We start from the raw sequence: 12,082 nt of genomic DNA on the forward strand, positions 1-12,082 counted from the left end.
CGACCTTGCCAAGGTCGGGGTCGCGAGTTCGAGTCTCGTTTCCCGCTCCAATCTTTCATCTCCAAAAAATTATCCACAGCGAAGAACCGCGCTGCGGGCGATTTCCTTTCGTGCTGAAAAAGTATTGTGAACAGAGTTATCCACAGGGCGAGCTTTGCTTAGCCGGATTTCTATTGCTTCGCTTACCAAATTATTTCTTTATAACTATCTGAATTATAAAATAAAAATAACATTTCAAAATGTTAACACGATCGCTTGACGAATTTGTTAACGTTGAAACGTAATGTGTTTTTTATTTTATTCACAAGCTGTGGATGGCTCAGGCATCGCGCGGCAGACCCTTTTCCACCACCCGCACCAGGCGCTGTTTTTGTGGCAGCTGTACCTCTACGACGCAGGCATTACGCTTCTCAATTTGCTGCGCAATCGCCCAGGCTATGTGCTCATCAAGAAGTGGGTGCTCACCCAGCCGCTGCTCCAGCGCCGCGATATTTGCCTCGTCCCACGGCGCATTGCCCAGCGCGACCGCAATATTGCGCAGCCAGCGCAGATGACCGATACGGCGAATAGCCGATCCCTCCGTGACTTTTAAAAAGTGCGCTTCACTCCAGGCGAACAATTCAACCAATGCTGGCGCGTGCAGGGCTTTGCGCGGGCTGAAATCCGGCTCATCCGTAAGCTGCGAGAAGCGGTTCCACGGGCAGATAAGCTGGCAGTCATCGCAGCCGTAAATCCGGTTCCCGATAAGCGGGCGGAATTCCTCGGGGATCGCGCCCTCTAACTCAATGGTGAGATAGGAGATACAGCGACGTGCATCGACGGTATAGGGCTCGACTATCGCCCCGGTTGGGCAGATGGTCATACAGGCGACACAGCGTCCGCATGCTTCCTCGACTGGTTGATCGACGGGCAGGGGGAGGTCAATCAGCAGTTCGCCGAGGAAGAAAAACGACCCCGCATCACGGCTGAGAATAAGTGAGTGCTTACCTGTCCAGCCAAGCCCGGCTTTTTCCGCCAGCGGCCGCTCAAGAATGGGCGCGGAGTCGACAAACGGTCTAAAATTCAGCGAAGCACACTGCTGCTGAATCAACTCGCCGAGCTTTTTAAGGCGGCTGCGCAGCAGCTTATGATAATCGCGGCCCAGCGCGTAGCGGCTGACATAGCCGAGCGCCGGGTTTTTCAGCGTGCTGGCGAAGGCCGCGTTCGGCGGCAAATAGTTCATACGTACGCTGATAACGCGAAGCGTGCCGGGGAGAAGCTCATGGGGGCGGGCGCGCATCATACCGTGACGCGCCATCCACTCCATCTCGCCGTGATACTGCTTATCCAGCCACGCCTGCAGCTTCGGCTCGCTGGCGGTGAGATCGGTATCGGTAATACCGACCTGCTGAAAACCTAATTCAGTGCCCCACTGCTTGATTTGTTTCGCTAACTGATTGAGATCGAGGGGCTGTGACATGACGGACCATAGAGATGAAAAAAAACGCGGCAAGTATACCACACTCCATCTGGCCTGCTGGCGACCTGAAACGTCTCGAACAAGAGGCGGCCGACAGCCTCGGCATTACGTTATACGAATTGATGCTGCGCGCTGGCCAGGCCGCCTTTCAGGTGGCGCGGGATAATTTCCCTGCGGCGCAGCACTGGCTGGTGCTCTGCGGGCATGGCAATAACGGCGGCGATGGCTATGTGGTCGCGCGCCTTGCTGCCGCTGCGGGCATTGAGATTACGCTCATCGCGATCGAGAGCGATAAACCGCTACCGGAAGAGGCGGCGCAGGCGCGTGAGGCCTGGCTCAATGCTGGCGGCACAATCCACGCCGAAGAGGCGCTCTGGCCTGAAGGCATTGATCTGATTATCGACGGCCTGCTCGGCACCGGCTTGAGTAGCGCGCCGCGCGACAACGTTGCGGCGCTGATTACGCGTGCCAACCAGCACGCTGCGCCGCGTATTGCGCTCGATATCCCTTCGGGCCTTAATGCGCAGACCGGCACGACACCTGGCGCTGTTATTCAGGCCAGTCATACCATTACTTTTATCGCCTTGAAACCAGGCCTGCTGACCGGCAAAGCGCGCGATGTGGTAGGCCAACTGCATCACCATGCGCTGGGCCTTGAGGCCTGGCTTGATGGGCAGCAGCCACCCCTTTCCCGTTTTGACGCCAACCAACTTTCAGAATGGTTTACGCCGCGCCCGCCAACCTCCCATAAAGGCGACAACGGGCGACTGGTGATTATTGGCGGTGACCACGGTACGGCGGGTGCGATCCGCATGACGGGCGAAGCGGCTCTGCGCACCGGTGCTGGTTTAGTGCGTATTCTGACGCGGCGCGAGAACATTGCCCCCATCATCACCCAGCGGCCAGAGCTTATGGTTGATGAACTTACTCCAGCGTCCCTTGATGAGAGCCTCGAATGGGCCGACGTGGTGGTAATTGGCCCCGGCCTTGGGCAGCAGGAGTGGGGCAAAAAAGCCCTGCAAAAAGTGGAGAACTTCCGTAAACCGATGCTGTGGGATGCGGATGCGCTGAACCTTCTGGCAATCAACCCCGATAAACGTCACAATCGCGTATTGACGCCGCACCCCGGCGAAGCGGCACGTCTGCTTAACTGTAGCGTGGCGGAAATTGAGAGTGATCGCTTACTTTCGGCACAGCGTCTGGTAAAACGCTATGCGGGCGTGGTAGTGCTGAAAGGCGCGGGCACGGTGGTGGCGAGCGCGGACGGCGAATGCGGTATCATTGATGCCGGCAATGCCGGAATGGGCAGCGGCGGCATGGGCGATGTGCTCTCTGGTATTATCGGCGCGCTGCTTGGACAGAAATTCAGTTTGTATGATGCTGCCTGTGCAGGCTGCGTCGCGCACGGCGCGGCGGCGGATCTGCGGGCAGCGCAGTATGGCCAGCGCGGCATGCTGGCTACCGATCTTTTTAGCACGCTGCTGCGTGTTGTTAACCCGGATGTAATTGATACAGAAAATGATTAATCGCGTGATTCCTTTACCTGATGAACAAGCCACCCTCGATCTCGGCCAGCGCGTGGCGCAAGCGTGCGCGGGCGCAACGGTGATCTATCTGTATGGCGATCTTGGTGCCGGCAAAACCACCTTTAGCCGCGGCTTCCTGCAGGCATTGGGTCACAACGGGAATGTAAAAAGCCCGACCTACACGCTGGTAGAGCCGTACGACCTCGATAAGCTGATGGTCTATCACTTCGATCTCTATCGGCTTGCCGATCCGGAAGAGCTGGAGTTTATGGGCATCCGCGACTATTTTGCCAACGACGCAATCTGCCTCGTCGAGTGGCCGCAGCAGGGCACAGGCGTATTGCCGGAGCCGGATATTGAAATCCATTTAGAGTATCAGGCGCAGGGGCGTGAGGCGCGCATTGGCGCGGTATCCTCATCGGGCGAATCGTTACTGGCGCGTATGGCTGGTTAACAGGAAAGGTGACGGGATGATCTCTCGCATGACAAGTTGGTTGGCGCTTACGCTGTTGATGCTCTGTTTCCAGGTTAACGCCGCGAGTTTAGCGGATATTCAGGTATCGAATGGCGAGAGCCAGGCACGTATCACCTTCAGTTTTATGGGCGATCCTGACTATGCGTTTAGCCAGCAGGGCAAGCGCAGCGTGGCGCTCGATATTAAGCAGACCGGCATTATTCAGGGTCTGCCGTTGCAATTTAGCGGTAACAACCTGGTAAAGAGCATCCGTGCCGGGACGGCGAAGGATAACCAGTCGATCCGCCTGGTGGTCGACCTGACGCAAAACGGCAAAACCCGCGCGGTAAAGCAGCAGAGCGGGGCAGGGTATACGGTGGTTTTCACCATCGATGCTGATGCACCACCTCCGCCTCCGCCACCACCTGTGGTGGTGAAGCGCGCCGAGACGCCGGTCATGACATCGCAGCCGAGCGCGCCTGCGCGCAACCCGTTTAAACCGGGCAACGATCGCATCACCAGCGTGGTGAGCAGTAATACCACCACCCGGCCCGCCGCACAGGCGCGAGTCGCCCCGGGCGATAAAGTGATTATCGCCATTGATGCCGGTCACGGCGGCCAGGATCCTGGCGCAATTGGCGCAGGCGGCACGCAGGAGAAGAGCGTGACGATTGCCATTGCGCGTAAGCTTCGCGCTTTGCTCAATGCCGACCCGATGTTTAAGCCGGTAATGACCCGCGACGGCGACTACTTTATTTCGGTAATGGGCCGTTCCGACGTGGCGCGTAAACAGAATGCCAACTTCCTGGTCTCAATTCATGCGGATGCCGCGCCGAACCGCGACGCGACGGGCGCCTCGGTGTGGGTGCTCTCAAACCGCCGCGCGAATAGCGAAATGGCAAGCTGGCTTGAGCAGCACGAGAAGCAGTCCGAACTGCTGGGCGGCGCGGGCGATGTGCTGGCTAACAGCCAGTCCGACCCTTACCTCAGCCAGGCGGTGCTTGATCTGCAATTCGGCCACTCCCAGCGTGTTGGCTATGATGTCGCCACCAATATGCTGAGCCAGCTTCAGCGCGTGGGCGCGCTGCATAAACGCCGCCCGGAGCATGCGAGCCTTGGCGTGCTGCGCTCGCCGGATATTCCCTCGGTGCTGGTGGAAACCGGGTTTATCAGCAATCGCAGCGAAGAGCGGCTGCTTGCCAGCGACGATTACCAACAGCAAATCGCAGCGGCCATTTATGGCGGTCTGCGTAACTACTTCCTTGCGCATCCTCTGCAATCAGCCCCGCAGGGCGGCGCGCAAATGGCGAATGCGGGCGCGCCCGCAGATGGTCTGCTTAACTAAGGATTCTTTTCATGCCGATACAGGTTCTACCGCCACAGCTTGCGAACCAGATCGCCGCAGGCGAAGTGGTTGAGCGCCCTGCGTCGGTTGTAAAAGAGCTGGTGGAGAACAGCCTGGATGCTGGTGCGACGCGTATCGATATCGATATTGAGCGCGGCGGTGCCAAGCTTATCCGCATCCGCGATAACGGCTGCGGCATCAAAAAAGAGGAGCTGGCGCTGGCGTTAGCGCGTCATGCCACCAGTAAGATTGCCTCTCTCGATGATTTAGAAGCGATCATTAGCCTCGGCTTTCGCGGCGAAGCGCTGGCGAGTATCAGTTCGGTTTCGCGCTTAACGCTCACCTCGCGCACCGCTGAGCAGCAGGAAGCGTGGCAGGCCTATGCCGAAGGGCGCGAGATGGCGGTCACGGTAAAACCGGCCGCTCACCCGGTTGGCACCACCCTTGAAGTGTTGGATCTCTTCTATAACACCCCGGCGCGGCGCAAGTTTATGCGCACGGAAAAGACCGAGTTCAACCATATCGATGAGGTGATCCGCCGCATCGCGCTGGCGCGCTTCGACGTCACCATTAACCTCAGTCATAACGGTAAGATGGTGCGCCAGTACCGCGCAGTGGCGCAAGGCGGGCAGAAAGAGCGTCGTCTCGGTGCCATTTGCGGGACCTCTTTCCTGGAGCAGGCGCTGGCGATTGAGTGGCAGCACGGCGATTTAGCCCTGCGCGGCTGGGTTGCCGATCCGAAGAGCAATACCGCTGCGTTTACCGATATTCAATATTGCTATGTGAATGGCCGCATGATGCGCGACCGGTTGATTAACCATGCCATTCGCCAGGCCTGCGAAGATAAGCTGGGCGCCGATCAGCAACCCGCTTTTGTGCTCTATCTGGAGATTGACCCACACCAGGTGGATGTTAACGTCCATCCGGCCAAGCATGAAGTGCGCTTTCACCAGTCGCGGCTGGTGCATGATTTTATCTATCAGGGCGTGCTGAGCGTTCTGCAGCAGCAGCTTGACGCGACGCTGACGCTCTCGGACGAACCTGCGCCGCGCGTGCTTCCGGAAAACCGCGTGGCCGCCGGGCGCAATCAGTTCGCTGAACCGCGTGCTGCGCGCGAACCCGAGACAGGATCTTATTCACCCTCTTCCAGCGGTGGATCCTCCTCCGGTGCCTCTTCCCGTACGCCTGCAAATAGCGATCGCGGCTGGCCGAATGCGCAGCCGGGTTATCAGAAACAGCAGGGCGCGCTCTACCAAAAGCTGCTGGAAACGCCGGTGGTTGAACCGAAAGCGGAGAAGCGAGCACCCGCTGCGACGCCTGCGCTCGACGGGCATAGCCAGAGTTTTGGTCGCGTGCTGACGCTGATTGCCCCGCACTATGCCCTGCTTGAGCGCGACGGCAAGCTGGCGCTGCTGGCACTGCCGGTGGCCGAGCGCTGGCTGCGTCATGCGCAGCTCTCGCCCGATAATGGGCCGGGCTGCGGGCAGCCGTTGTTGATTCCGGTACGGCTGAAAATTTCTACTGACGAGCGCGCGGCGCTTAAGCGCGCGCAGCCCGTGCTGACGCAAATGGGCATCGAATTTGTGCCGGATGGCCATCACGTGACCATTCGCGCGGTGCCTTTACCCTTGCGCCAACAAAATTTACAAAACTTGATTCCTGAACTGTTAGGCTACCTGGCGCAGCAGACAAGCATTGACGCGGTGAATATTGCCCACTGGCTGGCGCGCCGTCTGGCGACTGAACATGCGCAGTGGAGCGTCGCTCAGGCGATCACTTTATTGGCCGACGTCGAACGGCTTTGTCCGCATCTGGTAAAGACCCCGCCGGATGGTTTATTACAACCTGTTGATTTACAAAAGGCGATGAACGCCCTGAACGATGAGTGAAGTGAGTAAGGCAAGCCTGCCGAAGGCAATTTTTTTGATGGGCCCAACGGCCTCCGGTAAAACAGCGCTCGCAATCGCGTTACGTAAAGTTTTGCCAGTTGAGTTGATAAGCGTTGATTCAGCCCTTATTTATCAAGGCATGGATATCGGTACAGCTAAACCGAACGCGGAAGAGCTTCGCGCTGCGCCGCACCGGTTGCTTGATATCCGGGATCCGGCGCAGGCCTACTCGGCAGCGGATTTCCGCCGCGATGCGCTGGCAGAAATGAAAGCCATCACCGATGCGGGCCGTATTCCTCTGCTGGTGGGCGGCACGATGCTCTACTTTAAGGCGCTGCTGGAAGGATTATCCCCCTTGCCATCAGCCGATCCGAAGGTACGAGCCGAGATTGAACAGCAGGCTGCAGAGCGTGGATGGGATGCGTTACATGCGCAGTTACAGATAATCGATCCTGTCGCTGCAGCACGAATCCATCCGAATGATCCGCAAAGGCTTTCCCGGGCACTGGAAGTTTTTTTCATTTCGGGTAAAACTTTAACAGATCTGACGCAAACGTCAGGAGACGCTCTGCCTTACCAGGTGCATCAGTTCGCCATCGCCCCGGCGAGCCGTGAACTGCTCCATCAGCGAATCGAGCAGCGTTTTCACCAGATGTTAGCTTCAGGTTTTGAAGCAGAAGTGCGGGCGCTATTTGCTCGCGGAGATTTGCATACGGATATGCCTTCCGTTCGTTGTGTGGGATACCGCCAGATGTGGTCCTATCTCGAAGGCGAGATTTCATACGATGAAATGGTTTATCGAGGTATTTGCGCGACGAGGCAGTTAGCCAAGCGACAGATGACCTGGCTACGCGGATGGGATGAGGTTCACTGGTTAGAGAGTGAAAAGCCAGAAAAGTCTTACCATGACGTGTTACAGGTAGTTAGTGCTATCGCAGGGTGAATGTGTACAATTACCGCGTATCGTGCGCAAATTTTTACGCAGTTTTCAGAGCTTCCGGGTTCTAAGTACAAAACAAGCATATAAGGAAAAGATAGAATGGCTAAGGGGCAATCTTTACAAGATCCGTTCCTGAACGCACTGCGTCGGGAACGTGTTCCAGTTTCAATTTATTTGGTGAATGGTATCAAACTGCAAGGACAGATTGAGTCTTTCGATCAGTTCGTAATTTTGCTGAAGAATACAGTCAGCCAGATGGTTTATAAGCACGCGATTTCAACTGTTGTTCCGTCCCGCCCGGTTTCACATCACAGCAACAATGCGGGTGGCGGCTCCAACAACAACTACCACCATGGTAGCAACGCGCAAGGCTCTGCACAGCAGGACAGCGAAGAAACCGAGTAAGGTTGAAGGCTGATTTCCAGATCGGGGAGCCAGTTTCGCTGTGTTCCCCGCTGGTATTTAATGAGGGTTTACGCTTGTTTGACCGTTATGACGCCGGTGAGCAGGCGGTGCTGGTACACATCTATTTTTCGCAAGACAAAGATATGGAAGATCTCCAGGAGTTTGAAGCTCTGGTCTCTTCCGCCGGTGTCGAAGCAATGCAGGTGATTACCGGTAGCCGTAAAGCACCGCACCCCAAATATTTCGTTGGTGAAGGTAAAGCAGTCGAGATTGCAGAAGCCGTAAAAGCAACGGGTGCGTCCGTCGTACTCTTTGATCATGCGCTATCCCCTGCCCAGGAACGTAACCTGGAGCGACTGTGCGAATGTCGCGTTATCGATCGCACCGGCCTGATTTTGGATATTTTTGCCCAGCGTGCACGAACGCACGAGGGGAAATTGCAGGTAGAACTGGCGCAGTTGCGCCATCTGGCGACGCGCCTTGTGCGTGGCTGGACCCACCTTGAAAGACAGAAGGGCGGGATTGGTTTGCGTGGTCCGGGTGAAACCCAGCTCGAAACCGACCGTCGTTTGTTACGTAATCGCATTACCCAAATCCTCTCGCGCCTGGAAAAGGTTGAGAAGCAGCGTGAACAGGGGCGTCGTTCCCGTACCAAGGCGGATATTCCTACGGTTTCACTGGTGGGTTATACCAACGCCGGTAAATCGACGCTGTTTAACCAGATAACCGAAGCGCAGGTCTACGCAGCTGACCAGCTGTTCGCCACGCTGGATCCGACGCTGCGACGCATTGACGTTGCCGATGTCGGTGAAACCGTACTGGCCGATACCGTCGGCTTTATTCGCCATCTGCCGCACGATCTGGTTGCCGCGTTTAAAGCGACGCTGCAGGAGACGCGCCAGGCGACGCTGCTGCTGCACGTGATTGACGGCGCTGATGTGCGCGTACAGGAAAATATCGACGCGGTGAACACGGTGCTCGAAGAGATCGACGCACACGAGATCCCGACGCTGCTGGTGATGAACAAGATCGATATGCTGGAGGATTTCGAACCGCGTATCGACAGAGATGAAGAGAACAAACCGACCCGCGTCTGGCTCTCCGCCCAGACGGGGGCTGGCGTACCACTGTTATTCCAGGCTTTGACAGAACGTCTTGCCGGCGAAGTTGCGCAGCACACGCTGCGACTGCCAGCGGAAGAGGGGCGTTTAAGAAGCCGGTTTTATCAGCTTCAGGCAATAGAAAAAGAGTGGACGGAAGAGGATGGCAGCGTAGGTATGCAGATACGGATGCCCATCGTTGACTGGCGTCGACTCTGTAAACAAGAACCGGCGCTCGAAGAGTACATCGTTTGATCGGCAAAGCCTGAAGATTTTTCCCCTTTGGGGGTGCCCGCCTGTGCGGGCATACACCGCAAAATAAATATGGAGCACATACATGGCGTGGAATCAGCCCGGTAACAACGGACAAGACCGCGACCCGTGGGGAAGCAGCAAACCAGGCGGCAACTCTGAGGGAAATGGAAACAAAGGCGGTCGCGATCAGGGGCCACCTGATCTGGATGATATCTTCCGCAAGCTGAGCAAAAAGCTCGGCGGTCTGGGCGGTGGCAAAGGCACCGGCGGGAGTAATCCAGGCGCTTCTGGCCCTCGCAGTCCACTGGGCGGGCGCGTGTTCGGCATCGCTGCCGTTGCTGCCGTGGTGATCTGGGCTGCGACCGGCTTCTACACCATTAAAGAAGCGGAGCGCGGCGTGGTGACACGCTTTGGTAAGTTCAGTCACCTGGTTGAACCGGGTCTGAACTGGAAGCCAACCTTTATCGACAACGTGACGGCGGTGAACGTCGAATCCGTTCGTGAACTGGCTGCCTCTGGCGTGATGCTCACCTCTGATGAAAACGTCGTGCGCGTTGAGATGAACGTGCAGTACCGCGTAACCGATCCTCAGCGCTATCTGTTTAGCGTCACCAGCGCTGACGACAGTCTGCGTCAGGCGACGGACAGCGCCCTGCGCGGCGTGATCGGTAAATACACCATGGATCGTATTCTGACCGAAGGGCGTACCGTTATTCGTAGCGATACCCAGCGCGAGCTGGAAGAGACCATTCGTCCTTACAACATGGGTATTACTCTGCTGGACGTCAACTTCCAGGCCGCTCGTCCGCCGGAAGAGGTGAAAGCCGCGTTTGATGATGCGATTGCCGCCCGTGAGAACGAGCAGCAGTTCATCCGTGAAGCGGAAGCCTACACCAACGAAGTGCAGCCGCGTGCAAACGGTCAGGCGCAGCGTATCCTCGAAGAGGCGCGCGCGTACAAAACGCAGACCGTGCTGGAAGCGCAGGGTGAAGTGGCGCGTTTTGCCAAGATCCTGCCTGAGTATAAAGCTGCTCCGGAAATCACCCGTGAGCGTCTCTATATCGAAGCGATGGAGAAAGTGCTGAGCCACACCCGTAAAGTGCTGGTGAATGATAAAGGCGGCAACCTGATGGTGCTTCCGCTGGATCAGATGCTGAAAGGCGGTAACGCGCCGGCGGCGAAGAGCGACAGCAACGGCGCAAATAATCTGCTGCGTCTGCCGCCTGCCTCCAATTCTGGCAGCAACGCCAACAGCAATTCGACTTCCTCAGCGGGAGATATCATGGATCAACGCCGCGTCAACGCGCAGCGTAACGACTACCAGCGTCAGGGGGAATAACGATGCGTAAGTCAGTAATCGCGATCATCATCATCGTGCTGGTAGTGTTTTTCACCTCGATTTTCGTGGTGCGAGAGGGCGAGCGCGGAATTTCGCTGCGCTTCGGTAAAGTGCTGCGTGACGGCGACAACAAGCCGTTAGTCTTCGAACCGGGCCTGCACTTCAAACTGCCGTTTATTGAATCGGTCAAACTGCTTGATGCGCGTATCCAGACCATGGATAACCAGGCGGATCGCTTTGTGACCAAAGAGAAGAAAGACCTGATCGTCGACTCCTATATCAAGTGGCGCATCAGCGATTTCAGCCGTTACTACCTGGCTACCGGCGGCGGTGACGTCTCCCAGGCAGAAGTGCTGCTGAAACGTAAGTTCTCTGACCGTCTGCGTTCTGAGATTGGTCGCCTGGATGTTAAAGATATCGTCACCGACTCCCGCGGCCGTTTGACCTCGGAAGTGCGCGACGCGCTGAACTCCGGCTCTGCGGGCACCGAAGATGAAGTGGTCACGCCAGCGGCGGATGACGCTATCGCGAAAGCCGCTGAACGCGTTCAGGCTGAAACGAACGGTAAAGTGCCGGTCATCAACCCGAACAGTATGGCCGCGCTGGGCATTGAAGTGGTCGATGTGCGTATCAAGCAGATCAACCTGCCGACGGAAGTGTCGGATGCGATCTACAACCGTATGCGCGCCGAGCGTGAAGCGGTTGCGCGTCGCCACCGTTCACAGGGTCAGGAAGAGGCGGAAAAACTGCGCGCTACTGCGGACTATGAAGTGACGAAAACGCTGGCGGAAGCCGAGCGTCAGGGTCGCATCATGCGTGGTGAAGGCGATGCCGAAGCGGCGAAACTGTTTGCTGATGCCTTTAGCCAGGATCCGGACTTCTACGCCTTTATCCGTAGCCTGCGTGCGTACGAAAACAGCTTCGACAGCAACCAGGATGTGATGGTGCTGAGCCCGGACAGCGATTTCTTCCGTTATATGAAGACGCCGACCTCAACCGCACGTTAATATCGCGTCAACGGTTTTGATAATGAAAACCACCGCCTCAATCCGGGCGGTGGTTTTTCTTTTGTGAGGATGACCCATGAACGCAACAATCTGGCTCGCGCTGGCGTTAGTTTTGGTGCTTGAAGGGCTTGGCCCGATGCTTTATCCGCGTGCCTGGCGGCGAATGATCGCCTCATTGAGCCAGCTTCCGGATAATATTTTGCGCCGTTTTGGCGGCGGACTTGTGGTTGCAGGCATCGTTGTCTACTACATGTTGAGGAAAACGATTGGCTGAGGCAATAATCGGCTAACTCGCGGGAATTTTGCACGGAAAAAGTGCTGATTCTCTAAAAAAGCGGTGGTAGAATCCATTTTTAAGCAAAC

At 56.8% G+C, this 12,082-nt stretch carries 11 protein-coding genes; 10 read left to right on the forward strand and 1 reads right to left on the reverse strand.

The window, feature by feature from the left end; all coding sequences use genetic code 11:
- Positions 1-319: 319 nt before the first annotated feature.
- Positions 320-1,459 (reverse strand): tRNA epoxyqueuosine(34) reductase QueG, encoded by a 1,140-nt coding sequence (queG, locus tag IAE50_RS18990; protein ID WP_200580957.1) that lies wholly within the window; start codon positions 1,457-1,459, stop codon positions 320-322.
- 14 nt (positions 1,460-1,473) lie between these two features.
- Here queG and nnr point away from each other — a divergent pair, with 14 nt between their 5' ends.
- The 10 genes from nnr to IAE50_RS19040 all read left to right on the forward strand — a co-directional run bounded on the left by nnr (position 1,474) and on the right by IAE50_RS19040 (position 11,993).
- Positions 1,474-2,985, forward strand: a complete 1,512-nt coding sequence (gene nnr / locus IAE50_RS18995; protein WP_200134184.1) for a bifunctional ADP-dependent NAD(P)H-hydrate dehydratase/NAD(P)H-hydrate epimerase — start codon at positions 1,474-1,476, stop codon at positions 2,983-2,985.
- The gene (tsaE, locus tag IAE50_RS19000) at positions 2,978-3,439 is read left to right on the forward strand and encodes a tRNA (adenosine(37)-N6)-threonylcarbamoyltransferase complex ATPase subunit type 1 TsaE (protein WP_042716066.1); all 462 of its coding nucleotides are present in this window, start codon (positions 2,978-2,980) and stop codon (positions 3,437-3,439) included. The genes nnr and tsaE overlap by 8 nt, the downstream gene beginning before the upstream one ends.
- Positions 3,440-3,455: 16 nt before the next feature.
- Entirely contained in the window at positions 3,456-4,784 is a 1,329-nt protein-coding gene (gene amiB / locus IAE50_RS19005; protein ID WP_200580958.1) for an N-acetylmuramoyl-L-alanine amidase AmiB, read from the forward strand.
- An 11-nt stretch (positions 4,785-4,795) separates the two neighbouring features.
- Positions 4,796-6,673, forward strand: a complete 1,878-nt coding sequence (gene mutL / locus IAE50_RS19010; RefSeq protein ID WP_200580959.1) for a DNA mismatch repair endonuclease MutL — start codon at positions 4,796-4,798, stop codon at positions 6,671-6,673.
- A complete protein-coding gene (miaA, locus tag IAE50_RS19015; RefSeq protein ID WP_124970427.1) occupies positions 6,666-7,616 on the forward strand; it encodes a tRNA (adenosine(37)-N6)-dimethylallyltransferase MiaA in 951 nt (316 codons plus the stop codon). Before mutL ends, miaA begins: the two co-directional genes overlap by 8 nt.
- 96 nt (positions 7,617-7,712) lie before the next feature.
- A complete protein-coding gene (gene hfq / locus IAE50_RS19020) occupies positions 7,713-8,018 on the forward strand; it encodes an RNA chaperone Hfq (protein WP_023478362.1) in 306 nt (101 codons plus the stop codon).
- Between the two features lie 74 nt (positions 8,019-8,092).
- Entirely contained in the window at positions 8,093-9,373 is a 1,281-nt protein-coding gene (hflX, locus tag IAE50_RS19025; protein WP_023478522.1) for a ribosome rescue GTPase HflX, read from the forward strand.
- 82 nt (positions 9,374-9,455) lie between these two features.
- A complete protein-coding gene (gene hflK, locus IAE50_RS19030) occupies positions 9,456-10,712 on the forward strand; it encodes an FtsH protease activity modulator HflK (RefSeq protein WP_042711823.1) in 1,257 nt (418 codons plus the stop codon).
- Between the two features lie 2 nt (positions 10,713-10,714).
- A complete protein-coding gene (hflC, locus tag IAE50_RS19035; protein ID WP_023478485.1) occupies positions 10,715-11,719 on the forward strand; it encodes a protease modulator HflC in 1,005 nt (334 codons plus the stop codon).
- A 76-nt stretch (positions 11,720-11,795) separates the two neighbouring features.
- Positions 11,796-11,993 (forward strand): DUF2065 domain-containing protein, encoded by a 198-nt coding sequence (locus IAE50_RS19040; protein WP_023478406.1) that lies wholly within the window; start codon positions 11,796-11,798, stop codon positions 11,991-11,993.
- The last annotated feature ends 89 nt before the right edge of the window (positions 11,994-12,082 follow it).

The sequence above is a fragment of the Kosakonia sp. S42 genome (genome assembly GCF_016624785.1).
GTDB lineage: Bacteria > Pseudomonadota > Gammaproteobacteria > Enterobacterales > Enterobacteriaceae > Kosakonia > Kosakonia cowanii.